Annotated in this window: 23 protein-coding genes; 13 read left to right on the top strand and 10 right to left on the bottom strand. The window is 54.5% G+C overall.

Annotation, left to right across the window (positions count from 1 at the left end; all coding sequences use genetic code 11):
- Positions 1-101 precede the first annotated feature (101 nt).
- The 4 genes from AC3CB2_RS18750 to AC3CB2_RS18735 all read left to right on the top strand — a co-directional run bounded on the left by AC3CB2_RS18750 (position 102) and on the right by AC3CB2_RS18735 (position 4039).
- Complete coding sequence (locus AC3CB2_RS18750; protein ID WP_352935820.1) at positions 102-1931, top strand: sensor histidine kinase; 1830 nt, start codon at positions 102-104, stop codon at positions 1929-1931.
- Positions 1912-2589, top strand: coding sequence for a response regulator transcription factor (locus AC3CB2_RS18745; protein ID WP_054783786.1), 678 nt, complete (start codon positions 1912-1914; stop codon positions 2587-2589). The genes AC3CB2_RS18750 and AC3CB2_RS18745 overlap by 20 nt, the downstream gene beginning before the upstream one ends.
- 154 nt (positions 2590-2743) lie before the next feature.
- On the top strand, positions 2744-3301 hold the full coding sequence (locus tag AC3CB2_RS18740; protein WP_008548919.1) for a cytochrome b: 558 nt from the start codon (positions 2744-2746) through the stop codon (positions 3299-3301).
- A gap of 117 nt (positions 3302-3418) precedes the next feature.
- Entirely contained in the window at positions 3419-4039 is a 621-nt protein-coding gene (locus tag AC3CB2_RS18735) for a chloramphenicol phosphotransferase CPT family protein (RefSeq protein ID WP_352935823.1), read from the top strand.
- Here the strand turns inward: AC3CB2_RS18735 and AC3CB2_RS18730 are convergent.
- The 3 genes from AC3CB2_RS18730 to AC3CB2_RS18720 all read right to left on the bottom strand — a co-directional run bounded on the left by AC3CB2_RS18730 (position 4020) and on the right by AC3CB2_RS18720 (position 6129).
- Positions 4020-4649: an LbetaH domain-containing protein gene (locus AC3CB2_RS18730; RefSeq protein WP_352935825.1), complete on the bottom strand. Its 630-nt coding sequence runs from the start codon at positions 4647-4649 to the stop codon at positions 4020-4022. The two genes, AC3CB2_RS18735 and AC3CB2_RS18730, sit on opposite strands and share 20 nt — an antisense overlap.
- Positions 4649-5338: a ceramidase domain-containing protein gene (locus AC3CB2_RS18725; protein ID WP_352935828.1), complete on the bottom strand. Its 690-nt coding sequence runs from the start codon at positions 5336-5338 to the stop codon at positions 4649-4651. Before AC3CB2_RS18725 ends, AC3CB2_RS18730 begins: the two co-directional genes overlap by 1 nt.
- Before the next feature lie 77 nt (positions 5339-5415).
- Entirely contained in the window at positions 5416-6129 is a 714-nt protein-coding gene (locus AC3CB2_RS18720) for a TSUP family transporter (RefSeq protein WP_352935831.1), read from the bottom strand.
- Positions 6130-6353: 224 nt separating this feature from the next.
- On the opposite strand from AC3CB2_RS18720, the gene dsrO reads away from it, so the two are divergent.
- The 4 genes from dsrO (at position 6354) to AC3CB2_RS18700 (ending at position 12745) form a co-directional block, all read left to right on the top strand.
- Positions 6354-7073, top strand: a complete 720-nt coding sequence (gene dsrO / locus AC3CB2_RS18715; RefSeq protein ID WP_352935834.1) for a sulfate reduction electron transfer complex DsrMKJOP subunit DsrO — start codon at positions 6354-6356, stop codon at positions 7071-7073.
- Positions 7074-7076: 3 nt separating this feature from the next.
- Positions 7077-8060, top strand: a complete 984-nt coding sequence (gene nrfD, locus AC3CB2_RS18710; protein ID WP_352935836.1) for an NrfD/PsrC family molybdoenzyme membrane anchor subunit — start codon at positions 7077-7079, stop codon at positions 8058-8060.
- A gap of 12 nt (positions 8061-8072) precedes the next feature.
- Complete coding sequence (locus tag AC3CB2_RS18705; protein ID WP_352935839.1) at positions 8073-11153, top strand: molybdopterin-dependent oxidoreductase; 3081 nt, start codon at positions 8073-8075, stop codon at positions 11151-11153.
- Between the two features lie 494 nt (positions 11154-11647).
- Positions 11648-12745, top strand: a complete 1098-nt coding sequence (locus AC3CB2_RS18700) for a DUF1217 domain-containing protein (protein WP_352935842.1) — start codon at positions 11648-11650, stop codon at positions 12743-12745.
- Positions 12746-12776: 31 nt separating this feature from the next.
- Here the strand turns inward: AC3CB2_RS18700 and AC3CB2_RS18695 are convergent, their stop codons facing one another.
- Positions 12777-13901 (bottom strand): glycosyltransferase, encoded by a 1125-nt coding sequence (locus tag AC3CB2_RS18695; RefSeq protein WP_352935845.1) that lies wholly within the window; start codon positions 13899-13901, stop codon positions 12777-12779.
- Between the two features lie 225 nt (positions 13902-14126).
- Between AC3CB2_RS18695 and AC3CB2_RS18690 the strand changes: the two genes are divergently transcribed.
- Entirely contained in the window at positions 14127-15341 is a 1215-nt protein-coding gene (locus AC3CB2_RS18690) for a serine hydrolase (protein ID WP_352935848.1), read from the top strand.
- Here the strand turns inward: AC3CB2_RS18690 and AC3CB2_RS18685 are convergent.
- From AC3CB2_RS18685 to AC3CB2_RS18670, 4 genes are all read right to left on the bottom strand, one after another.
- Entirely contained in the window at positions 15336-15719 is a 384-nt protein-coding gene (locus AC3CB2_RS18685) for a VOC family protein (RefSeq protein ID WP_037036667.1), read from the bottom strand. The two genes, AC3CB2_RS18690 and AC3CB2_RS18685, sit on opposite strands and share 6 nt — an antisense overlap.
- A gap of 159 nt (positions 15720-15878) precedes the next feature.
- On the bottom strand, positions 15879-16244 hold the full coding sequence (locus AC3CB2_RS18680; protein ID WP_352935850.1) for a VOC family protein: 366 nt from the start codon (positions 16242-16244) through the stop codon (positions 15879-15881).
- A gap of 60 nt (positions 16245-16304) precedes the next feature.
- A complete protein-coding gene (locus AC3CB2_RS18675) occupies positions 16305-17090 on the bottom strand; it encodes an enoyl-CoA hydratase-related protein (protein ID WP_352935852.1) in 786 nt (261 codons plus the stop codon).
- A gap of 84 nt (positions 17091-17174) precedes the next feature.
- Positions 17175-18020 (bottom strand): LysR family transcriptional regulator, encoded by an 846-nt coding sequence (locus AC3CB2_RS18670; RefSeq protein ID WP_352935855.1) that lies wholly within the window; start codon positions 18018-18020, stop codon positions 17175-17177.
- A gap of 214 nt (positions 18021-18234) precedes the next feature.
- On the opposite strand from AC3CB2_RS18670, the gene AC3CB2_RS18665 reads away from it, so the two are divergent.
- The 3 genes from AC3CB2_RS18665 to AC3CB2_RS18655 all read left to right on the top strand — a co-directional run bounded on the left by AC3CB2_RS18665 (position 18235) and on the right by AC3CB2_RS18655 (position 21065).
- Complete coding sequence (locus AC3CB2_RS18665) at positions 18235-19047, top strand: MBL fold metallo-hydrolase (protein WP_352935858.1); 813 nt, start codon at positions 18235-18237, stop codon at positions 19045-19047.
- A gap of 204 nt (positions 19048-19251) precedes the next feature.
- Positions 19252-20094 (top strand): transporter substrate-binding domain-containing protein, encoded by an 843-nt coding sequence (locus AC3CB2_RS18660; protein WP_352935861.1) that lies wholly within the window; start codon positions 19252-19254, stop codon positions 20092-20094.
- A gap of 11 nt (positions 20095-20105) precedes the next feature.
- Positions 20106-21065 (top strand): amino acid ABC transporter permease, encoded by a 960-nt coding sequence (locus AC3CB2_RS18655; protein ID WP_054783798.1) that lies wholly within the window; start codon positions 20106-20108, stop codon positions 21063-21065.
- A gap of 18 nt (positions 21066-21083) precedes the next feature.
- Here AC3CB2_RS18655 and AC3CB2_RS18650 read toward each other — a convergent pair whose 3' ends face one another.
- Complete coding sequence (locus AC3CB2_RS18650) at positions 21084-21749, bottom strand: hypothetical protein (RefSeq protein ID WP_352935864.1); 666 nt, start codon at positions 21747-21749, stop codon at positions 21084-21086.
- Positions 21750-21774: 25 nt separating this feature from the next.
- Positions 21775-23355, bottom strand: coding sequence for a multicopper oxidase family protein (locus AC3CB2_RS18645; RefSeq protein WP_008549006.1), 1581 nt, complete (start codon positions 23353-23355; stop codon positions 21775-21777).
- Positions 23356-23850: 495 nt separating this feature from the next.
- Here AC3CB2_RS18645 and AC3CB2_RS18640 point away from each other — a divergent pair, with 495 nt between their 5' ends.
- The gene (locus tag AC3CB2_RS18640) at positions 23851-24114 is read left to right on the top strand and encodes a hypothetical protein (protein ID WP_143111110.1); all 264 of its coding nucleotides are present in this window, start codon (positions 23851-23853) and stop codon (positions 24112-24114) included.
- Positions 24115-24118: the final 4 nt, after the last annotated feature.

Here is a 24118-nt window from a genome sequence, read left to right as displayed (position 1 = left end):
GCTGATGCCCTTCGTCGCCCTAGGTGAAATACCTATTGCAATCGAGTGGGATCGCTGGTTTTTTCGGATTATCTAATATACGTTGCACTCGGGATTTCTGTATGGGAGGCTACCTTCAGCGCGCTGTTTATGCTGCGTTTTCTGTGATTGTGCTGCTTGCTCTGCATGTGGTGGCAGAACCTGTGTACGCGCAGTCTGAGATGGTGCGTGTGGGCATCCTCTCCTATCGCGGCAGCCTGGAAACGCAGCGCACATGGGCGCCGACCATTGAGCATTTGCAGCGCGAACTACCTGACGTTGAGTTCTCCTATCTGTCTTTGACCCTTCAGCAAATTGCGGAGCAGGCAGAGCAGCTGGACTTCATCATCACCAATCCCGGCCACTCTTTTCAGCTGGAACGCATTGCGGGCGTCAGCCGCATCGCCAGTGCGCGCTCGCACGTGAACAAAAGCGAGATGCAGGATCTCGGCTCCGTCATCTTCACTCGCACCGACAGTGGTATCTCAACCCTGATGGACCTGAAGGGCGTGACTGCCGGGGTTGTTTCAACAAAAGCGTTTGGTGGCTATCTGGCAGCTAAGCACAGCTTGCAAATGAGTCTTGGCAAGGAGGCAGAGCTGCAGGTGAAACCACTGGGCTTTCCGCAGCAAACAGTGGTGGATGCGGTGGTGAATGGAGGCGTGCAAGTGGGCATCGTCCGCGCTTGTTTGCTGGAGAGTATGAGTGCAGCAGGCAAGCTGGATAAATCCCAGATCCGCGTTCTTGGCCAGCAGTATGATCCAGAGTTCGCCTGCGCCAGAACCTCAGAGCTTTATCCGGGCTGGGCCTTCCTGAAAGTACCGGGCGTCTCGCCACAGTTGGCAACACGCATCACACAGGCGTTGCTTTCTATGCCAGATGGTGCGTGCACGGATGAATGGCTGGGCCACGCCAATTGGATTGCGCCGGTCTCTTACGCCGCCGTGGAACGGGTCTACCGTGATCTGGCGCTCTATCCCTACAACAAAGACTTGCGGCAGATCCTGAAGGATTGGGTGGAGCGGAACTACTTTTTGCTGGGCGTGGTGATCGTGCTGAGCGGTGCATTTCTGCTGCATGTGGGGCACGTGGAGTTTCTGGTGCGCCGTCGCTCTCAGCAGCTGGAAGCCGCGAGTGATAAACTGGCTGACGCTTTGCAGCGCAACCTGATGCTGGAGAACGAGCTGGCCCATGCAGGCCGTGTTTCTTCCATGAACATCCTCGCAGGCAGTCTGGCGCATGATCTGAAGCAACCGCTCGGTGCCATCTCCACCTTCGCCCATAGCTTGCGGAAGCGACTGGATCGGGGGACGGCGGACGAGGAGACCCTTCAAAAGCAGCTCACCCGTATTTCCGAGCAAGCTAATCGGGCCTCTGACTTCATCAACTCCATGCGCAGCTTCCTCAACAAACAACCGGAAGCGCGCCGCCGGGTGGATCTGCGTGAGCTGGTGGAGGAAACCGTGATGCTCATGCGCACCTTTGCCACCAAACACGACTGCCAGCTGCACTGGGAACCGCCCAAAGAGCCCGTGTTTGTCTGTTGTGATGATGTTCAATTGCGGCAGGTCATGGTGGTGCTGCTGCAAAACGCGCTTGATGCCACTGTAGAAGCCGGACTTGAGGGCGGGGTGATCTCCATCCTGCTGGAAAGCTCTGCTGGCAGCTGTGCGTTGATCGTGTGCGATCAGGGCTCTGGCATTCCAAAAGAGCTGGAGGAGAAGGTGTTTGAGCCGTTCTTTTCCAGCAAAGGCAGTCTGGGCCTGGGGCTGGCCACAGCACTCAGCATTGTCGACAGCCATGAAGGTGAGCTGACCCTGAGCCCTGCGCCACACGCTGGCACTTGCGCAACGGTGATGCTGCCACTGGCAGGCCCACAAACAGAGGGAAACCATGACACAACAACCAGCTAAGCCGCTTTATGGACCCGAGGCTGAGCCTGTGATCATCATCATTGATGATGACGATGCCATGCGGGAAGCGCTGGTGTGTCTGGTGGAGTCTGTCGGGCTCAAAGCCGTAGACTTTGAACGGGCCGATGACTTCCTGCAGTCTGACCTGCGCCCCTGTGTTGGTGTCATCATCACCGATATGCGCATCCCCGGCACCAGTGGCCTCGGTTTGCTGGAGAAGCTGCGCGCCTCCGGCCAGCACTTGCCGGTCATCGTTATCTCTGCTTTTGCCAATCTGCGTGATGGTGTCCGTGCCATGAGTCTTGGCGCGGTGGATGTTTTGGAAAAACCGTTCGACGAGCAAAGCCTGCTCGACAAGCTGCAGGATCTGATTTCCGAAACACGGGATCGTGCCAGCCAGTGCTGCCTGACTGCTCAGGCCAAAATGAAGGTTGATCGCCTCACCAACCGCGAACGTGAGGTGATGGGCTACCTCGCCCAGGGCCTGCAAAACAAAAGCATCGCCAATGCATTAGGTCTCAGCGTCAAAACCGTAGAGATCCACCGCCACAACGTCCTCACCAAACTGGAAGTCCAGACCCTCGTCGACGTCTACCAACTCACCCAAAGCGCCGACCGCGCCACGGGCTCAGGCCGGTGTTGTGGGGTAAACTCTTAAACCCATCCCCCAAACTTAACTCAAAATTTCAGGTTACCTTCAGGATCGCGTGGTGTTGTGTCGGCGTTACGAGGCGGCAACCGGGGTGCTGATGGCACTCCTGAAGCACAAGGCAAAGAATGAGTTGCTGCCATAAGAAGAACTGGCAGAAACTATGACTGATCAACAATATGTGCGCTCCGCCCGCATCCTTCACTGGTTGATGGCCCTTGGCTTTCTTTCCATGTGGACGACCGGATACATCATGAAGATGGACTCTCTGGAAGATACTCCGCTGGAAGAGAGCCTGTTTGATATTCACATTTCTCTGGGCGTGACCTTGTTGGGTCTGTTGCTGCTGCGCGTAGCCATTCGCCTGCTCAACAAGCCACCTGCACTGCCTGCTGGTCTGAGCTCCTGGGAGAAAATCGGCTCCCATCTGGGGCATCTGGGCCTTTATGTGCTGCCGCTGGTCACCATGCTGGTTGCGTGGGCGGAGGTTGATTTTGGCGGTCATGGTGTGAAGTGGTTCACCATCGCAATGCCAAAGATCTTCCCAACCATGGAAACCTTTGCAGGCATCAAACTGGAAGATGCCACAGCAACTGCGCACGAGCTGCTTGCATGGTCTTTGCTGGCACTGGTCGCCGTGCACGTGGCAGCTGTTCTCAAGCACAAATATTGGGATGGCCACGACGTGATGGGCCGCATGAGCCTGCTTGGCAAGAAGTAACAAGACGCGGGGGAGGGCTGGTCGCAGCCTATTGCCGAGGGCTTATTGGGGTAGGCCCTCGGTTTCCGCAGTTTCTCCGCCTAAGTCTGTTATGCTTTCCAAAATGGGAGGTTGTCGATGACATCAGGTTGGGTTGTTCTGCTCAATGGAGCACCGAGGGCGGGGAAGAGTTCCATCGTCTCCGCACTGCAAAGCTTTGCCGAAGAACCCTGGATGAACCTGGGCGTGGACGTTGTCGTCAAACACATGACACCGGACCAGCTGAAGCCGGGGATCGGGCTGAGGCCGGACGGGGAACGGCCTGATCTGGAAGACTTTGTTTTCCGCTCTTACACCGCGCTTTACAAAAGTATCGCCGCACACGCCGCGCTTGGCATGAACGTGGTCGCTGATCTCGGCCACCACAACAGCTACGCCACGCTGGATGGCCGTTGGGGACGCTACCTGCAGGAGCTGGAGGGGCTGAGCGTGTTGATCGTCGGGGTGTTTTGCCCTCTCGATGAAATCATGCGGCGGCGGGTGGAAAGTGAGGGAGACTATCTCACTGCCACTACTCAAGGAGATATTCCGCTCCCCGTTCAACACTGGCAGGACGAAGTTCACGAACCCGGGATTTATGATCTTGAGCTGGACACGTCCATCCTGTCTCCAGAGCAATGCGCTGCGGAGATCCTGCGTGCGATTGCTTCTGGCAGCGGGTTTGAGGCCAGAGATAAGCTTATTGCGTTGCCAGACTGAGGTGTTCGGCTTGCTGATCGACGGAGGTGAGCCGGGGGATGATGGTGTTGGGTTTCAGCAGCGTTCCAGGTGCAAGCACTGAGTTTGCGCCGACTTTGCTCCGGTCTCCAATCAGGGACCCGAACTTGATTGCGCCGGTTGGCAGTTCTCGTCTGTTTTCAATGAGCTTGATCTCTTTTTCCGCCCACTCATTGCGATGGTTCGCGACCACAACGCCTGCTTCCAGATTGACATACTCGCCCAGAATGGAATCTCCGAGAAACCCAAGGTGGGCCAGCTTGGAGCCCTTCAGTAGGAAGCTGGACTTAACCTCGCAAAACGGCCCAACCGCACAGCCCTCACTCATGTAAACACCGCCGCGCAGGTAGCTGCGGGAGGAGACAAAGGCACTCGGCCCAATGATCATCGGGCCTTTCAGCGTTGCCCCATCTTCCACCGTAGCGCTTTGATGAATGGCGATAGTGTTGGTGATGCGGTAGCCAACCGTAAGCTGAGGCAGCATCCCCTTGATGATATCAGCTGCGTTGCCGGTCAGCTCCCATGGTGAAGCGTCGATTCCAGCCAGTCCTGTTTGCTGCCAGTTGGCAAAATAGTCGCTGAGCTGGATCATCAGGAGGCTCCTTTGGGTTTCATCTTCAGCACCAGCGCGGCGAGGAGCAGGCCGATCATGAGGCCGTTGAGCAGGTGCCACATGAAGTGGGTGCCGAAGCTGATGGAAAAACAGAGGGCGATGTCGATGGTTCGGAAGGCCAGCGAGATTACAAAGGTGGCTGCTGCAAACGTGATGTACGTGCGGGCAGGGTGTTTGCGCAGGTGCATCAGCACGGTTGCGACGAGTAGTGCGACGACCGCAGGCAGATACTGCATGGAACCGTTGAGAGGATCAGGCCCAGCCTCCAGACCCGTCACCACAGCGCTTGAGCTGAACCAGAAGATGATAGCAGTCAGGCCCACTGCTATGGCGCTGGCACGTAGTGTGCGGAACAGGTTTTCACCAGTCGCGCGGTAAATCACCGTAATGATGTAGAATGCAACAAAGCTCCAGATCGGGATGACATCCGCCAGCTCTGACCATGTATTTGCAAATGTATGAAACAGGAATGAGCCGACACCAATAGCCGCTGCCAGAGTGATAAGCACAAGTTCCGCCAGATCCGCGTTGCCTCGCCTGCGCACCAGATACAGGGCCACCAGCGCTGCGACGAAAAAGCTGAGATTGCTCAGTGCGTTCAGCGGTTCATTCCAGAACCCCGGTGCTGTTCGCTCGCAGTAAAGATCGATGTAATCAGCAGGCAGCATAGTGAAACTCAAAGCAGGAGGCGGACCGCAAGGTTAGATCAGGTGTTGCGCGGATTGTAGTGCGCGGCTTGTGATACTCAAGGCATAATCATGGAAATGCCAGAGCCAGCCAGAACCAGATCGATCATACGGTCATGCTGTTTGGAGCTGAGCTTGTTGAGGATCGCCTTGGCGGCATACGTGCCAAGCGTGATGGACCCACCCACCAATGCCCCGCCGATCAGAATATCGGTGCTCATCACATTCAGATAACTGAAGGTCGCGGCTTTGGAGCCGAACACGAACAAAGACGCTGCCGCTTCCGTTGCAATCAATGCGCTTTTGACGAGGCCAAATGAGGAGAACACCGCAAGGCTCAAAGGGCCAGAGGAGGCAACGAGGCCGGTGAGAAACCCGATCAACGTTCCGCCAAGCACAAGGTGGGCTGGCTTGGAGCCGATGTTTCTGGAGCGCAGCAGATAGCGTACGGGGATGAGCACGAGGAAGAATAGCCCAAGGATGGTGCCACCAACGGATTCCGGTATGGCAATCAGCAGGTTCGCCCCTAGGGCTGCCATGGGAATGCTGGGCACGGCATAGAAAAACACGGCACGCCAGTTGATCTCACTCCACCACACAATCACGCGCCCGCAATTGGCGATCAGCGCCGCAATTGCCATGATGGGAATGGCCGCCTTGGTGCCAAACACAGCCACCAGAATAGGCAGCAGAATGATCGACGACCCTGTGCCAACAATGCCGGACAAAACGCCAGCGAACATGCCCGAAAGCACGATGATCAATATGCTCAAATGAACCCCCAAATCGGATGGGAGCAACCTACGGGCAAATTGTGGTGAGACCAAACTTCTCTGCTTTTTTGCTGTGAAGAGCGGTTTACGAAATTATCGATTGCTTACTCCCCGCCCCATCTAGGGGAACTCCCCTAAACCGGCAGATAACCTCCCCAATATTTTTGTTGCTGGCCGCCCGGTAGCTTGGGAACAACCCAAACCGTGACACTCCGGGGGGAGACATGAATTCAAGACGTGAGTTCCTCAAACTGGCTATGGCAGGCTCAACGGCTGCGGTGGCGGCGCCGGCGGCGGCAAATGCGCAGGCGAAGCCCAAGCGCTGGGGCATGCTGGTGGATCTGCGCAAATGTATCGGCTGTCAGGCCTGCACCGTGGCCTGCACCATTGAAAACGATGTGCCTGAAGGCCAGCATCGCACCGCTGTGCCAGTCTATGAGCTGGACGGTCCGGATGGCCCAAGTCAGGCCGTGTTGCCGCGCTTGTGCAACCACTGTGATGAGCCGCCGTGCATTCCGGTGTGTCCGGTCAATGCTACCTTCAAAACCGATGAGGGTGCTGTGGTGGTGGATGCTGAGCAATGTGTGGCCTGCGGCTACTGCGTGCAGGCGTGCCCTTATGAAGCGCGCTTCATCAACCACAAAACCGGCGTGGCGGATAAGTGCACGTTTTGTGTGCATCGCACCTCTGTCGGTTTGCTGCCGGCCTGCGTTGAAACCTGCGTGGGCAACGCCCGCGTGTTTGGGGATCTGAACGATCCGGAAAGCGATATCCGCAAGCTGATGGCGCAGCATGAAACTAAGGGTCTGCGCCCTGAGTTCAAGACAGGACCAAACGTCTATTATATCGGGCTGGATGACAGGCTTGCCTCAACCGTTGCGGTTGGCGGCGGTGCCCGTGATTTGCGCCAAGGTCTTGAAACGCCTGCACATGGGGAGGTGTGAGTTATGCCTGCTGTTGATCTGATGTCTTTTGATCATGAAGCCGTCTGGCGGCCTTGGGCGGTCGCGTACTTCCTGCTGGTGGGAACGGGTGCAGGGGCGGCCTTGCTGCTGGCTTATGCTCGTCTTGTGCGTGTTGCAGAAGCCAAAGGCGCTCTGATTGTCGCTGCCAGTTTTGCACTGGCCTCCGGTTTGCCGCTGCTGGCGGACTTGCACCAGCCTGCACGTTTTATGCACTTTTACAGTGGTGCTGCGCCCGGTTCCATCATGTGGTGGGGCAGCTGGTTCCTGCCGCTGTTCATCGGCTCTACACTTCTGCTGGCGTTCATGACAGGCCGCCGTGGTAATGCCCCCATGTGCGCTGGTGAACGTACGCTGACCATGATTGTTGGCGCACTAGCCCTCTGCATTCTGGGTTACACCGCCGGTGAAATGAGCGTGGTGGCTGCCCGTCCTGTCTGGAACACCCTCGGCTTCCCCGTGGTGCTTGTTCTGACAGCCCTGATGAGCGGTGCGGGTGCGACAATGGCCATTGATAGCCTCAATGGTGAAAAGGGCGAGGGCCGTTACATGCTGGTGGTCACAGGAGCCGCCACTCTGGTTGCCTTTGGCCTCTGGATGCTGATGGATGCCAGCCTTTCAACACTGGCCGCAGACTATGCCCCTGTTGGCTTGCTCGGTGGCTTCATCATCGCAGGTGTTGTGGTGCCGGTGGCGCTGGCCGTGAGTGCAAAGACCTACTTGCTGCTGCGCGGTGTGAGTGGAGCACTGGCTGTGTTTGGTGCATTGGCCTTCCGCTGGTCCACCTTCAACGGCGCGCAGCTCATGTCCAAAACTGAGACTGCATTTTACGGCTATGAGGCCGCCCTGTCTCAGGATGCTTTGCGCACGCTGGCCGGATCTGCGGGCCTGCTGATCCTCAGCCTGATCTTTGTCACCCTTCTCATCAACCTGCTGGCCGTGCGTGCCAGCAAGCAAACTCAAGCCTAAGGAGAGCCAGTTATGACTATTTCTCGCCGTGGTGTTCTTCAAGGCGCAACCGCTCTTGGCGCAGCTGGCGCTGCCTTCTGGGGCTTTGCTGAAACAGGTAAAAACTTCTATCAGGGAGTGCTGGGTGATGCGAAAGCCAAAGGCATTGCTGGAGGGGCCTTGCCACCGGAATACAAGGTGGACCCAGCCAGCGGAGAGGTAATCCTCAACCCGGACCAACGGGTCGGCTACACAATGTGCATGGGCTGCACCAGCGTTTGCGGCATTCGTGTGCGGGTCGACAAAGCCTCTGGCGACATTCTACGCGCCACCGGCAACCCATACAGCCCGCTCTCCACCAACCCGCACATTCCGTATGACACGCCCATCAAAGACGCGATCACCGGCCTGTCTGCTTATGGGGAACAAGGCCTTGCCGGACGCTCCACCGCCTGCGGTCGCGGCAATGCTGCCATTGCCAAGCAAAACAGCAAGGAGCGCATCCTCAAGCCGATGAAACGTGTGGGCGAGCGCGGCAGCGGCCAGTGGAAGGAAATCTCCTGGGATCAGCTGATTGAGGAGACCGTAGAGGGCGGCGATCTGTTTGGCGAGGGCCACGTGGAAGGCCTGCGCGCCATCCGCGACCTGAAGACCCCGCTGGATCCGGAAAATCCAGAATACGGCCCAAAAGCCAACCAACTGGTGGTGATCCCGGTCTTCAAAAACGGTCGCCTGATGATGGCCGCTCGCTTCGCCAAAATGGCTTACGGCACCCGCAACTTCGTGGGGCACCGCTCTTACTGCGGCCTGTCCATGCGCGCTGGGTATGCGGCCATGCTGGACAACCTGAAAAAGCAGCCACACCTGAAGCCAGACTATCGCCACGCCAAGTACATGCTGTTCATTGGCACTGCCCCCGGCAATGCAGGCAACCCGTACAAACTGCAAGGCACCTTGATGGGCGCTGCCCGTGGGCGTGATGGAGTGAAGTACGCGGTGGTGGACCCAGTGCTCACCAACTCTCAAAACCATGCGTTTGGCAAGGACAACACATGGGTTCCTATTAGACCAGGCACCGATGGGGCGCTGGTGATGGGCATGATCCGCTGGATCATGGAAAACGAACGATACGACGCCAAGTTTCTGGCTCAACCGTCCGGCGCAGCAGCAAAGGCGGCAGGGGAGGCCAGTTGGTCCAATGCAACGCATCTGGTCATTGATGACCCCGAGCACCCCAAAGGCGGCTCCTTCCTGCGGCAAGGAATGGTGACTGCTGATCTGGACGAAGATGCTCAAAAGGCACCTATGTGCCTGGATGCGGAAACAGGAGAGCTCTCTCCTGCAAAGGGCCGCCCTGCCACACTGTTCCATCAGGGAACCGTGAGACTTCTGGATGGCTCAACTGTGCCCGTAGCCACCAGCCTAAGCTTGCTGCGCCGGGAGGCACTGCGCAAAACACTCGCCGAATACTCTGCAGATTGCGGCGTACCGGAAGAACGTATCATCTCTTTGGCACGTGACTTCACCAGTGTTGGCAAACAGGCGGCAGCGGATTGCCACGGTGGCACCATGCACACCGCCGGGTTCTACACCGCCTATGCTATCGTCATGCTCAACGCCCTTGTGGGCAACCTCAACGCCAAAGGTGGCACCACTGCCGGTGGTGGTCGCTTCAAAGATGTGCAGAAAGGCCCACGCTATAACCTGCTCGCCTTCCCCGGCAAGGTGAAGGTGAAAGGCGTGGATGCAGGCCGCGGTGGCTTTGCCTATGAGAAAACCAGCGAATTCAAACGACTGGTCGCAGAGGGCAAGAACCCATACCCTGCACAAGCCCCATGGCATTCCTTCACCCAGCCCATGGGCGCGCAATGGCTCACCTCTGTGCTGGAAGGTTATCCTTACAAGGCTAAAGCTGTGATCACATGGTCCTCCAACCCGGTCTACGGTGTTGCGGGCATGGAAAACGATATTAAGGAGAAGATCAAAGATACCAAGCGCCTACCGCTGTTCATCGCTATTGATCCCTTCATCAACGAAACGTCACGCTTCGCCGATTACATCGTGCCAGACCGTGTGTTCTACGAGGCATGGGGCTGGGCCTCAGCCTGGGGCGGTGTGCCAACCAAGGTCTCCACAGCCCGCTGGCCGGTGGTGGATTGCCAGACCGGCACAACACCGGATGGCCGCCATATGGACATGGACAACTTCTTCATCGACGTTGCCAAGCGCATGGGCCTGCCGGGCTTTGGTGACAAAGCCATTCCGGATGCAGACGGCAACCTGCACCCGCTCCATCGCTCCGAGGACTTTTGGCTGCGCGCCGGTGCCAACGTGGCGTTTGATGGCGGTGCAGTGCCGGAAAGTGATGATGCCGATATGGCTATCACCGGTGTGGATCGCATCCGTGCTGATCTGGAAAGCACCCTGAAACCCGATGAATGGCGCCGGGTGGCCTACGTTTACAACCGGGGTGGCCGCTATGAAGATGCAGCGAAAACCTACAAGGGAGAGAGCTTCGCACGCTCCTATAAAAAGGGCATTCAGGTCTGGAACGAGACAGTGGGCATGGCGCGCAACTCCATGACAGGCAAAAAGTTTGTTGGCTGTCCCACATGGCAGGCCCCAAGCTTTGCAGATGGTACCAAGGTGGACAAAGCCTTCCCACCGGATCTGTGGCCGTTCCGCGTTGTCAGCACCAAATCCCAGCTGCGCTCTTCCAGCACCGGTGGCAATCCGTATCTGGATGATCTGAAGCTTTCCAACGCCATTGCCATCAACACGGTGGATGCTGAGCAGCTTTCCATAAAAACCGGCGACTGGATCAACGTGATCTCCCCGAGCAACCGCATCAGCGGCCAAGCTCTGGTGCGCCAAGGCATTGCACGGGGTGCTATCGGCATCGAGCACGGCTACGGTCACCGCGAACTGGGCGCGCGCACCCACAAGATTGGCAATGTCATTCTGGAAGGCCACTCCAACCGGGGCCTCGGCACCAACAGCAATGATCTCGGCTACACCGACCCAACCAGCCAACGCCCGGTCCTGCTCGCCGACCCCGTCGTCGGCAGCATAGCCCGCCAGGCCCTCCCAGCCCGCATTGAAAAGATGAGCTAGGGAAGGTTCATCCTCCTGGATCAGCTCTCATCCTTGGAGCTGGTCCAGCCACAAAACTTGGAACTGATCGTATAACTTGGAGCCGGCCGCATAACCAAAACCAAAGCGCCAGCTCCCCAACCCATCAGCCCCCGCCCCCCAGCGGCGCCTGATGCCAACACCAAACAGCCGAAGCCAAAGGCCCTCCAAACCGGTATGAGGCCACCACCCACCTAACACAGCTCCCGTGATGATGACGGGAGCTGTTTTTTGGGGGGATTGAGTTGTTGCGATTCTCAGAACGGCATCAAAGCTGCTCGAAACGTGTAAGACTCCGCCCTCTTCAACGCCGATTTCTTAACGCGATGCCACCCAACTATCCAATGAACCCCAGTCCGCTCAATAGCTTAAATGCAAAACTCTGCCGCCATCACCCACAAAGGCCATCATCAGCTTCAGACAAGACACCTGAGTCAGACTGCCTCTAACTGTTTTGTGTAATCGGATTCAATTCAATGGATACTAACCTTCGTTTCTCAATGCTCAATCGCGATTTGCCGGGCGCGAAAGAAAGAACGGCTAAAGATCCAGAAATTGCCCGTGAAATAAAATATTACGAAGAAAACTTTAGCAAGGTTGAGACGGTTGATGACCTTCTCAATGATTATCGTCTCTATAACTTCATGATGAAAACCATGGGTTTGGAGGACATGGCCTATGCGAAGGGCATGGTTCGAAAAGTGCTGGTTGAAGGCACTGACGACTCAGGTGCTCTTGCGAACACGCTGAAAGATAAGCGCTTCAAAGAACTTGCAGAAGCATTTCCATTTAACAAAGATGGAACGATCAAAGGCAAGTTTGATTGGGAGAGTGAAGGTTTGGACCCGAGAATGGTGCTCTGGTCCAACACTCCGGGAGAAGAAGTTGATGATGTCGATCGGTTAGCTGAGTATTTTACGCTCAAAATGCCAAGAGATGTCATCTTTACCACACAGATTCTGGCTGATCCTGCCCTCTATGAAGTTATCACGGTCGCATTTGATGTTCCGGAAGAAATTATCAATGGTCCGAAGAGTGAGCGTATTGATTGGTTCGACGAGAACATCGATATTGAAGCGTTGAAGAAGCCATCTGAGCTGAAGGATACAATCGCAAAATATCGCGATAATCTGGAAATACGTGAAGCGGACAGAACTAAAGGTATTGTAGAGCAATATATCCAGGTTAGCTTTGAAGAAGGTGAAGGCGAGCAAAACGAAGGCGTCAGGCTCGCACTCAACTTCCAAAGAACTGGCGGTAACATCACAAGCGCCTATGAAATTCTCGGCTCACCTGCGCTCTATCAGGTTGTTCGAACCGTACTTGGAATGTCCGAGTCTATGGTTGGCACCGATATCGACAATCAGGCTGCGGTGATCAATGAGAAGTTCGATATCAAGAAGTTTCAGGATCCTGAAGAAGTTGACAAGTTCGTCAAAAAGTTCGTCATCCTCTACGATGCACAAAATGGCATTGGCACAACTCCTTCAGTACAACTGTTCGCCAGCAATCCGGGCGTCGGAATTCCAGAAAACGTGCTAACTGCGGTGAATGCGCTGAAGTTTGGCGGTTAATCGAGACTAACCCCACCAAGAGGCGTAAAACCTACGCCTCTTCCATTCTTTTCCTCAGAGCGTATCTGACGAGTTTGTCGGGTTTGGTGAGGAGGGATTTTAGGTGGCGGCTTTTTGAGATTTCGCGTTGGAGTTTGTAGAGGATCTCGGCGCTTTCAGAGTCCTGGATGCGCATGGCTTGATCGAAAAGGAGTCCGAAAGCCTGGCCCAGGTCTTTTTTGTTGAACTTTTCCTTGTGGTTGAGCAAGAAGGCTTTGATCTGCTCTATGTCCATGGAGTTCAACGGCTTTCCGTCCACGAAGGCCTTTTTGTTGCAGTAGTAATCCTGCCGCGCTGACATCAGCCGCTCTCTCACCAGCCGCTCGTCGACAGCTTCCAGATCAAACTCATCGGTCATCTGATCAACCGGGTCGCGGTGTCCGGCGCGGCGTTGCTGCACGCTGATTTCTGCCAGCCTGGTGATGTAAAAGTGCTTCCAGAACCGATTGGTCAGATCGCGCTTATCCGGGAACCCGCGATAGGCCACAAGCCGTTCTGGCAGGTTGGCGAAGGAGTATCTGTCTTGCGCACGCAGCCAGAGGTCATAGTCCTGACAGATGCTGAAAATTTCCCGATACCCGCCAAGATCAACCAGAGCTTTGCGGCGGATCATCATGGAGGGATGCACAAAGGTGTTCTGCCCGCGGTCGAGCTGCGCTTTGATCTCGAAGTCGTCTTCGGGATATTCAAAGACCCCCGTGGTCTTGCCGCTTTCATTGATGTGGTCTGCGAAAGTTCCGAGGAAGGAGATGTCCGGGTTTTCTTTCAGAAATTCGATTTGCTTTTCAAAGCGTTCGGGCATGCACAGATCGTCGCCATCCATGCGGGCGATGTAAACGCCGCTGGCTTGTGAGATGCCGAAGTTCAAGGCGCCCGCCATGCCAAAATGCGGTGAGTGCAGCAGTTTGAAGCGATCATCGACGGACGCAATATCAGCGCACACATCCTCTGACCCGTCGGAGGAATGGTCGTTCACCATGAGCACTTCGAAATGTGGATAGCTCTGGTACTTTATGCTCTGCAATGCGGGCAGCAGATACTTTCCGCAATTGTGAACCGGAAGAACGACACTGATCTCCACAATACCAACCTCATTGAGTGTTCGGGAATCTGGCAATAGACATGCCGGGCAAATCTACCAGCTTCCGCAGCGGGTTTATTCTGGCAGATTTGCTTGGTTATTGAGCGAGGTATGATTTGTTCCGAGGGGGATAATGCGCAGCTTTAAACACCGGCAATCTGTGGCTTTTTGCCAAGGCAGGAAGACAGGCTTTGCCAATTCTGAAAGCTCTCTTTAAGAGAGATAGGAGATTTGCGGCTTGCTGATTTGAGGCGAATGGAAATGCGCACCTTTAAAGAGATGTTTCTTGATCCGATCCTGAGCGTGAAGGATGCTCTGGAGAACCTTTCTCCGGCCAAGCGCATCACGCCGGAAATGATCGAGCTGCGCAACACCTCTGATGCGGATCTGCTCTTTAAGGTCTGGAATGGGAATGGCGAAGACCTTTCCATGTTCACCGATGGATTCCTGTCGCTGGTCGGGAAAGAGGGACTGCGCCGGTCTCTGGAGGATGCGTTGGCGGCTTACGGATCAACGCAGGAAATCAGCAAAGAAACGCAAAAAAACGCATTTCTCGTCAAAACAACGCACTTTAACGTAACGGTGCTTCTGGAGCGAGAAAGATCAGGTAAAATCAAAGGCTTGTTTATTAAACCAGCGCTGTATCTGGTTGAGAGCCTGGAGGATTGCCTGTCGCGCATGCAGGAGGTGGCGTCCTCCTCCAGTCTGCTGATCCGGAAAGATGGCGTAGAATTTTTCAGCAAAGACGCTGACAAGCCGCTCGCGATTGGGCCTGCCTACAAACTGTTCGTGATGCAGGAACTGGTGCGCCGTGTGAAAAGCGGCGAGCTGAAATGGAACCAGAAAGTTCGGCTGGAAAGAGATCTGGAGTCTCATCCGGAGAGCAACCTTTACGCCAAGATGAAAGGCGGATTGGTTACTTTGCAGGCGGTGGCCCAGCACATGATGGCGGCATCAGACAACTCGGCTGCAGATGTTATTCTCAACCTCATTGGCACTAAGCCTTTGGAAACGTGTGAGGAACGGACACCGTTCCTGACATCGCGCCAATTCTATCAGCTCAAGGCAGACCGCAAGCTGGCGGAGAAATACGGGCAGGCGGATGTCGCTCAGCGGCGGAAAATTCTGGAGACAATCGAAGAACGCCCGCTGCCTGCTATTGAGGATGTGGCAGATCCTTATCTGACAGGTGTGGAGTGGTATGCAAGTGCTGAAGAGCTGTGCGATGTGATTGCTGATATCGCCGATGACAAGGCCATGCAGTTCAACCCGGGGCTTGCGGAAAAGACGGATTGGCAGCGGATTGCTTTCAAGGCGGGAAGTGAGATCGGTGTGCTCAATTTCACATATGATCTCAAAGGCTTGAATGGAACGCACTGGCAAGTGGCATTGACGTGGAACCACGAGGATATCCTGCCGGAAGGCACGCTGCTAGGGCTCACCAACGCGCTGCTTCAGGAGCTAAAAAAGCTATAGTTTGTGCTGCACCATGTCCTCTGGCTGCATCAACTCAATGCGGTTGCCAAAGGGGTCATGGGTGGTTTTTCTGATGTAACCGATGAACGTTGCGTCGTCGGAGACCTCATAGTCCGCGTCACGCAGACGCTGTGCCAGCTTGATGATATCATCCACCACAAAGGCTGGATGGCCGACCTTGTTGGCCACGAACGGGTCTTGCACGCTCAGGTGCAGATTGATGGAACCCACTGAAAACCAACCACCTGGCCGGTTCCGGATGCTCTCAGGTCGCTCAACTTCTTCAAAGCCCAACAGATCCACGTAAAACTCGCGGGCAAGTTTATCCCCCCCGGGCGCGATGGGAAGGTTGAAGTGTTGCAAACTGAGGATTGTCATGTGCGAAGGCTCCTGTGCCAAGGTGAGCTTGCGTGATAAACTCACCCTCTAACACACACAGGATATCGTGAGGTTGTCGAAAAGCGGAAGATTTTCCGTTTATTTATCAATGTCTAAAGAAGAAAAAGGAATTCTCTTTTTAGCGGGTGGTCTCAGGCGTTATGCCGTTTTCTGCATCAGCTCAATACGGTTGCCGAACGGATCTTCAGTGAACTTGCGAATGTAGCCCGGCAGCGGTTTGTCGTCCTTCAAAACAGCACCAGCAGCGGCGAGACGATCAACGGTTTCCTGCAGGTTGTCCAACAGGAATGCTGGGTGGCCTTTCTTGCTTGGGGTGAACGGTTCTTCCACGCCCACATGCAGGTTAACGGCACCCGCTGTGAACCAGACACCGCCACGACCTTGTAAAGACGCTGGTTTTTCCACTTCGGTGAAGCCAAGCAGGTTGATGAAAAAGGCGCGTGCTGCTTCTTCCTGGCCTGCTGGCATGGTCATCTGAACGTGATCGAGTGCAATAATACCCATCAGCAATCTCCTCAATTATGGTTATGGAAAGCGCCACAACCACCTGGGAGGAGGCAGGCACTATTTGAAAACGGGTGAACGTTTTTCTAGGAATGCGTTCAGGCCTTCGGTGTGATTTTCCGAGTTTCCAGCCCGACGCTGCATCTCCGCTTCGCGGACCAACTGGTCTTCCAGCGTGCTATCAGCAGATGCATGAATGAGGTGTTTGGTCATTGCATACGCCGATGTTGGGCCTTTTGCAAGTCCGGTTGCAATATCTAGTACTTCATCCTGAAGTTGGTAATCTTCAATGGCTTCCCAGATCAGCCCCCAATCCGCAGCTCGTTCCGCTGTGAGCGGCATGCCGGTGAGCATCAGGCCCTTGGCTCGTACCTCACCAACCATACGCGGCAGGTGGAAGGAGGCGCCTGCTCCGGGCACGAGACCTAACCGACTGAACGCGTGAATGAATTTGGCACTTTTGGCGGCAAAAACCATATCGCAAGCGAAGGCAAGACCCGCACCTGCACCCGTCGCTACACCGTTGACGGCACACAGAACCGGCTTCTCCATTTGGCGGATCGCATGAATGATAGGGCTGTAATGCTGGGTCAGAACATCTCCCAGATCCGGCTTCTCACCAGCGCTGTCCGGCAGGATGTCGTTGAGGTCCTGTCCGGTGCAGAATGCGCGGCCTGAGCCGGTGAGGATAACGGTGCGCACCTCGGGCGTATCGTGGGCATCTTTCAGTGCGGTGAGCAGTTCCTGACGCATCTCTGGGGTGAGGGCATTGAGTTTATCAGGGCGATTCAGGGTCAGCCTTAAAACACCGTCTAACTGTTCTTTTAAAAGGGTTTCCTGCGCCATTCTCTCTCACCCGTAGCCATGCAACTGCAAAATCTGCGGGGATACTAGCGAATTGCCGAGGGCGCGCCCATAAGCCATTTGGTCTTACTGACCAGCTTTTGCCGTTTCAACGATGTGTTGGATAAAAGCACGCGTCCGTTTGGGCCGATGCTTGCGGGCTGGGGTGACGATATAGAGAGGTACTTGGGGCACTTCCAGTGTGGTTTTGAGGAGGTGGAGCAGACCTTGTTCAACTTCCTGCTCGCAAAGAGAAAGCGGCAGAACGACAATGCAATCCCTTGATAATGCGAGCTGTTTCGTCAAACGGAAGTTTGTTGTTTCTATGAGGAGATCTGATGTTTTGCCCGCTGAGTACTCTGCGAGAAAACCGCCGGGGTCCAAAAGCGAGAGAGTACTGATGTTCTTTGCGGTGATGGTTCTCTGCGGTTTGCGGCAGAAAAGGCCAATGTGATCATAAGCATAGCGCCGTGCTATCAGCGCATCTTCCCCCGGCTTGCGGGCACGGATGGCCAGATCGAAATGCTCGGCGACCAGATCAACCGGACTGTCACTCATATCAACGTAGAACGACACCTTGGGATGCTTCTCAGTAAAGCTGCTGAGCAGGTGTTTCAATGTATGGGCAGGATAGTCTGTTGGAACTGAAAGGCGAATGTTTCCAGAGAGTTCATCCTTCTCCAGCAAATCACTCTCGGCCTGCTGCAAAGCCTCCAGAGCTGGCTCGCATTGCTGCATAAACCGCTCGCCTTCCAGCGTTAATGATACACGCCTTGTCGTGCGATGCAGCAGCTGAACGCCAAGCCGCTCCTCCAGTGCCTGCACGCGGGCGGTAACCGTTGAGCGCGGAATATGAAGGTGCTCTGCCGCCTCTGCGAAAGAGTTCAGACGAGCGACTTCCACGAAGGTTTGCAGCTGGGTGATGTTCGTCATTATGCAGCTCAATCGAATAATGCAGGCAATATTATCTGAATACTCCAACCTCACTGACTTTGCTAGACCTATGCTCATTCTTGAGATAGGTGAGATGATGAACAGACGGAAGTTTCTTGGTTTAAGCGGGACTACAGCGCTGGTCTCTGCGGTTGGTTTGCCTGTAATAGCACACGCGGAGACGCAGTCGAAGTCCTCTAACGAAACGGAGGTAGTGCTTCAAATACAATGGCTTGGCGGGGCGACGATGCTCATCAGCTTTGATGGCGTGACGTTCCTGACTGATCCGGCATTTGGTGTTGGTGAACAGGCGATTGTGATGCCAAACCCTAATGAGATGTTTGATCTTGCCAAGGGGCCAAATCTCAAACCACAGCCCCGGTTCGGGGTGTTGCCAGCATTTGATCTTAGCACGGTCACAGCCACGTTGATCAGCCATTCGCATCCAGATCATTTCGATGCCGCCGCTGAAGCGCAGATTGCCTCTGACATGCCGATGATTGCGACGGATCATGATAAGCAAGAGCTTGCCAGCAAAGGGTTTTCTAACATATCCGTCTTGCCTTGGGGCGAGCAGGTGGTGTTTCCAACGAAGTCAGGTCAGATCACCATCACAGCGGTGGAAGCCAAGCATTCAGAGGACCCCGAGATCCTGAAAGTGCTTGGTCCGGGCAATGGATACTTCATGGAGTTTGAAGCAGGGAATTACCGCAAGAGCCTATACTGGACGGGAGATACCTTCCCGGTCGATGATGTGATGATGCCTGTGCAAGCCCTTGGAGAAATTGACGTTCTCATCCCGCATGTGGGCGGTGTAGGCAGCACAGGCGCACTCGGCAAGATCAGCATGGACGCTGAGGATGTGGTGAAGATGGTGGATTGTCTCAAACCAAAGAGCGTTCTGCCAATCCATCACTCCACGTTTGGGCTGTTTCTCGAACCTATCTGGAAGCTGGTGCAGGCCATGGATGGACATGCGTCGGATTTGGATCTGATCGCAGAAGGAAGTCATATCCTGTACAAGTAGACGTAGATGTATGTGCGGTGACTATATTGTGTTGCCGCACATTTATATTAGTGGTCATGTGTTCATTCAGATGCCTGAAAGCAATTTGAAGATTTCACTCAGTGAAACTGCTTTGTATTCATATATAAATAAATGAGAATCTCTTGTTTCCCTCAGTTTGGTTGCCTAGGATCATCCGGATAATATTATTATTTGGAGGGGGAAATGAATATTATTAAGTCAATCGCGAGTATTGGTTCCATCGTCGGTGTCTCATTGCTGGCAGTATCTCAGCCGGTTTTCTCGGGTGAGGTGATGGACCGTGTCATGGAAACCAAGGTGATCCGTGTCGCAACCAACTCCGGTTATCCGCCTGCATCCTATCTTAATGCGGATGGTGTGTTTGAAGGCTATGACATTGATGTGTCTAAGGAAGTCGCCAAACGTATGGGTGCGAAAGCGGAGTTTCTGAACCCGGCGTGGGAGGCAATCACATCCGGCAAGTGGGGCGGACGTTGGGAGATGTCCATCGGCTCCATGACGCCAACACCGGCACGCGCTAAAGTGCTCGATTTTCCAGCCGTTTACTACTACACGCCAGCTGCGTTTTACGTGCACAAAGACTCTTCCTACGAGACGTTGTCTGAGCTGAACGGCAAGCGCATTGGGGCCAGCACCGGCTCTACATTCGAGTATTATCTGCAGCATGAACTGGAGCTGGATCCGGCTTACTCGCCAGCCTTCGAGTTTGCCGTGAAACCGGGTGAAGTCCGCACGTATGAAGCAGATTCCAACGTTCTGGATGATCTGCGCCTGGGGGATGGCAAACGACTGGATGCCGGGATTACATCGGTTCCGACCATTCTGGAGGCGATCAAAGCGAACTATCCGATCCGCATTCTGGGTGAAGCTGTTTTCTTTGAGCCGCTGGCTGTTGTAACGTCACGCGATGATCCTGAGTTCTCCAAGAAAGTTGGCGAAATCATTGAGGAAATGCGGGCGGATGGCACGCTGGTGGAGCTGTCCAAGAAGTGGTTTGGCGCTGATCTTGTGACCACGTCGCACTGATCGGCTGTCCTATGACATTGCTCGTAAACCTGTTTAGCCATGCGCCTTCCCGGCGCCTGGCTTTCTTCGTGGTTCTGGCCGCGCTGCTCATGGCGTTTGATCTGAGCAGCGTTGGTCAGTACCTGTCGACTTTGCTCAATCTGGATGTTGCGCCTGACACCGCCTCTGTACTAGCTGCCTTTGCTATCTCAGCCGTGATCACGGCGGATGTAGTGTTCGTCTCCAAACTGCCCATGAAGGTACAGGTGCCAATCTACTGGGCGCAGTTGCTGGCACTGTTTCTGGGCTTCTTTTACTCGTTCGATCTGTCGTTTCCGTTCATTATCGAGCGGTTGCCGATCCTGCTTTACAAAGGGCTGTTCTACACACTCTTCGTTTCGTTCGCGTCGATCATTTTCGCAAGCATTCTGGCATTTGCTGGTGCGTTGATGCGGCTTTCCAACTCAGGTCCGGCCTATGCGATTTCAACATTCTACGTCTCGTTTTTTCGAGGCACGCCGTTGTTGTTGCAGGTCTATCTGATTTATCTCGGTCTGCCGCAGCTTGGGATTACGCTGGATGCGATCCCTTCGGGTATCCTCGCGTTATCGCTGAGCTATGGGGCATATATGACGGAGATCTTCCGGGCTGGCATTCAGGCCGTGCCACGGGAGCAATCTGAGGCGGCGGCTGCGCTTGGCTTGCAGCCTTGGCAGACCATGTGGAAGGTGGTTCTGCCCCAAGCGATCCGCATCATTATTCCGCCGACTGGCAACAACTTCATCTCCATGCTGAAGGACAGCTCGCTCGTCTCAGCCATGGGCATCATGGAGCTCATGTATCTGGCGCGCACTCTTGGCCGCTCGGAGTTCAAGCACTTCGAGATGCTCATCAGTGCGGCTTTGATTTACTGGGCCGTGAGTTTTGTCTTCGAGATGATACAGGCGCGGCTGGAGAAGCGGTTTGCGACTTCGCAGAAGCGTGTTGGTTAGAAAGGAGAGGGAGGCCGCTCAGGCCTTCTTTCTGTCGCGTAGAAGGTCATGGCATTTGATGGCGCAGTAGTAGCCTATAGTGAAGAAGAGGCTCATGGAGAGCACTTGCAGATAGAACCGGTCAAACGTGTTCTTATGCAGCATCAGGTTAAGCGCGTGACCAACGTAAACGCCGAACATCATCATGGAAATCGCGAAGATATGGATGAGTATTTTCGCGCTTTTTGACCCTGCATGGCCTTTACAATGGTCAGCAAAGAAGCAGGTTATGATGCAAGCAAACACCATGATGAGGGTCATCCAGTTCAGATAAACCGCTGCAAGCGCAAGACTGTTCATCTGCTGCATGGCCAGGTCATGGTCGATGGACAGGTCGATCTGGTGGCCCACCATCATGCCAAATCCGCCATAGACAAAACCACTCCAGAAATAAGTAAAGAGATAGTCAGGCAATACTGTTTTTTGCAGGCTGACCATGCCAAAGAAGAATATGCTGAGAATGAACGCAACTTCAAAGACATGGAGCGTGTCAGGCCGTGTAATCAGTGAGACAACAATCAGCTGGAAGACAAGCATCATCCCATAGCCGACGGGGCTGGAAAGCAGAAAGTGGCTTAATGAAAAGCTGCGCATTCCTTTTGGCTTCCGCTCGTTGCTTGGGCTGATGCCGTCAATGTCGATCATCTGGTCTTATCGGTTCTTTGACCCGCTACTGATTGTTGTTCCAGTCGTCTTTTTCTTTCAGATCACGAACAACCTTCACATGCTGCATCATCCCGCCATCTTCGTGATAGAGCAGGTGGCAGTGCAACGGATACTTGCCGACGAAGTCTTTGAACCGCATGCGGAATTTCACATGCCCGTGAGGTGGAACCTGAATGGTATCAGCCCAGAAGGGAAGCTCCAGTGTGTAATCGAGCGGATCATCGCCTTCGATCTCATAGACATACATGGGGTTCACATGGATATGGATCGGATGAGGAAACTCGCTTTCGTTCTCCAGCGTCCATTCTTCTACGGCGTCCAGTTCAACCCAGTGATTGACCACCTCACAGCCGCCAAACTGGCCGTGATCGATGGTGACGTTCACCCCTCGATAGTACTTCTCAGGATTATCCAGCGTGTTGGCCTGGAACGTTAGCGTGCGTTTGTTGGTCACCTCTTCCGGACGGATCGGCTCAAGCAAACCACCGCGCAAGCTTTCCGGGAACGGAGGTGGTGTTGTGCGTTCGGCGGTTTCGGTTGGCATGTAGATCGCCGCACCAATCTCTTCACCACGCTCCACCTCAATCGCAAAGAGAGGTGGGTTGTTGTGGTACTTGTAGTGCGGAATGAACTGGTACTCGACCGAATTGTTCTGCACGTAATAGAAGGCGCCCGGAGTGGCTCCCTCGCTGATTTTAAGCAGCACAGACGCGCGATTGGCCGGGGCGAGGCTTACACCGCCCTGCCTGCGATAATTCTCTGTAGGGTTGCCGTCATAACCGTAGATGAACATCTGCGCAAAGAACGGGCACTCGAAGTTGATGGAAGATCGCGTTGTCGCGTTCAGTAGGCGCAGGTTGATCAGCTCACCCGGCTTTACCTTGATGATCGGGCAGTACTGGCTGTTGACGGTGATGTTGTATTCACTGTTGGGGAATTTGGCGACCTGCTTCTGGTCTTCCACCTTGCCTTCCGCATCCACGGCGATGTTCTGGAACACCATGCAGTATTCCTTCACCCCCATCTCTTTCAGCTGATCATCAAACGGGCCACGCACGATGATCATCCCTGCCATCCCGCTGCCCACCTGAAGAGCCACGGAGCCGTGTTTGTGAGGATGGTACCAGTAGACGCCCGGTGGATGGTCTGCGGGGATGTCGTACTCGTAGTGGTATTCCTCACCGGGGCGAATGGTCATGCAGACGTTGTCGCCGGGGGATTCCGGCGTCACATGCAGGCCATGGGTGTGGATGTTGTAGTTGTTGAAGCCGTAAGGGAAGTTGATGTCATCCGGCTCGGTTTGGTCCTGCTCAGGCAATTTGTTGTGCGTGTGGATCTGCAGCTTGGAGCCGGGGCGCACTTCAATCGTAGGGCCGGTGAGCGTATTGCCCGCTTCCTTGGTGATGTCGCTTGTGAAGACCCGCGTATGGGTGGGAACGTTGTGAGGCTTTTCGAAGCTGAAAACATTGTTGGTGTCGTATTCCACATCCAGCGTAACTTCCAGGTGCTTCTTGTCAGGGTCCATTACATAAGCTGGTGGGTTTTTGATAGGGCTCAGGAAGGAAAAGGGCTTCGCCTCACTCATGTAGCGGCTCCTCAGGTCGGGCAGCACTTGGGTGCTTGTTGTGGTTTTGCTTTAAACCTACTGAGGATGGAGGAGGGGTGGAATCTTTGCTTCGTAACGCGGTTAAAGTAACGTTAGGGTATTTGCTCGTTTCCAACGGGAGTTACGTTAAAACCCCAAACGCGCACTCCGTGCAGCTTTCTGAAGGGGGCAACTTGCCGTTGCCGAGAAGTAAATACCTGAATCAGAATCTCTTTCTCGGATTTAGAATGATTATTTGTTGTGGGAAGTCTACGTATTTCTTACCCAAGCGTGACCTATGTCAATTTGCCTAGAATATCACCACATCTGGTTGCAGTTCTGTGAAATTTCTACACACATCAACTTATTGATATATATAATAAAAAACACCTCTCACGAGTGCCTCACAATAACTTGACGATGGTCAATGTGAGAGACGAAAGGGCGAGCTTACATAACGATGCCGGGTAAGGTTCGTCAGCATTGGAGTTTATGGTGTCGTTTAAATCAATTCTCCGTTTTTCGGCTAACGCCGCGCAGCAATGCGCAGCCAACGCCGTTGCTGTAGGTGCTCACAAGAAGTGCGCAGCGATTGATGGCCATAATCTGAATTCTATAAGTGTCATCAAAGACGAACGCCTGATTACTCCTTCGGGCATGTTCTATGTCTCCAACACCTTAAAAGACATCGGTTCGGCAACACTCCAGATCACCAGGGGAGCTCCCGTTGCTCCTCTATTTTCGCCAGTTTCGATTTGAGGAA

It is taken from the genome of Pseudovibrio sp. SCP20, from assembly GCF_057774105.1.
Note: the sequence above shows the minus strand (reverse complement) of the source record. Positions and strands in the feature narration are given on the sequence as shown.

Coding starts and splice junctions, on each gene's coding strand:
- AC3CB2_RS18680 (WP_352935850.1), bottom strand. CDS start 16,244: ATGGGTATTATTGCACTCGATCACGTTCAGATGACCATGCCAGCAGGC.
- AC3CB2_RS18745 (WP_054783786.1), top strand. CDS start 1,912: ATGACACAACAACCAGCTAAGCCGCTTTATGGACCCGAGGCTGAGCCT.
- AC3CB2_RS18705 (WP_352935839.1), top strand. CDS start 8,073: ATGACTATTTCTCGCCGTGGTGTTCTTCAAGGCGCAACCGCTCTTGGC.
- AC3CB2_RS18670 (WP_352935855.1), bottom strand. CDS start 18,020: ATGACGAACATCACCCAGCTGCAAACCTTCGTGGAAGTCGCTCGTCTG.
- AC3CB2_RS18735 (WP_352935823.1), top strand. CDS start 3,419: ATGACATCAGGTTGGGTTGTTCTGCTCAATGGAGCACCGAGGGCGGGG.
- AC3CB2_RS18675 (WP_352935852.1), bottom strand. CDS start 17,090: ATGGCGCAGGAAACCCTTTTAAAAGAACAGTTAGACGGTGTTTTAAGG.
- AC3CB2_RS18685 (WP_037036667.1), bottom strand. CDS start 15,719: ATGACAATCCTCAGTTTGCAACACTTCAACCTTCCCATCGCGCCCGGG.
- dsrO (WP_352935834.1), top strand. CDS start 6,354: ATGAATTCAAGACGTGAGTTCCTCAAACTGGCTATGGCAGGCTCAACG.
- AC3CB2_RS18700 (WP_352935842.1), top strand. CDS start 11,648: ATGGATACTAACCTTCGTTTCTCAATGCTCAATCGCGATTTGCCGGGC.
- AC3CB2_RS18660 (WP_352935861.1), top strand. CDS start 19,252: ATGAATATTATTAAGTCAATCGCGAGTATTGGTTCCATCGTCGGTGTC.
- AC3CB2_RS18740 (WP_008548919.1), top strand. CDS start 2,744: ATGACTGATCAACAATATGTGCGCTCCGCCCGCATCCTTCACTGGTTG.
- AC3CB2_RS18650 (WP_352935864.1), bottom strand. CDS start 21,749: ATGATCGACATTGACGGCATCAGCCCAAGCAACGAGCGGAAGCCAAAA.
- AC3CB2_RS18730 (WP_352935825.1), bottom strand. CDS start 4,649: ATGATCCAGCTCAGCGACTATTTTGCCAACTGGCAGCAAACAGGACTG.
- nrfD (WP_352935836.1), top strand. CDS start 7,077: ATGCCTGCTGTTGATCTGATGTCTTTTGATCATGAAGCCGTCTGGCGG.
- AC3CB2_RS18645 (WP_008549006.1), bottom strand. CDS start 23,355: ATGAGTGAGGCGAAGCCCTTTTCCTTCCTGAGCCCTATCAAAAACCCA.
- AC3CB2_RS18655 (WP_054783798.1), top strand. CDS start 20,106: ATGACATTGCTCGTAAACCTGTTTAGCCATGCGCCTTCCCGGCGCCTG.
- AC3CB2_RS18690 (WP_352935848.1), top strand. CDS start 14,127: ATGCGCACCTTTAAAGAGATGTTTCTTGATCCGATCCTGAGCGTGAAG.
- AC3CB2_RS18725 (WP_352935828.1), bottom strand. CDS start 5,338: ATGCTGCCTGCTGATTACATCGATCTTTACTGCGAGCGAACAGCACCG.
- AC3CB2_RS18750 (WP_352935820.1), top strand. CDS start 102: ATGGGAGGCTACCTTCAGCGCGCTGTTTATGCTGCGTTTTCTGTGATT.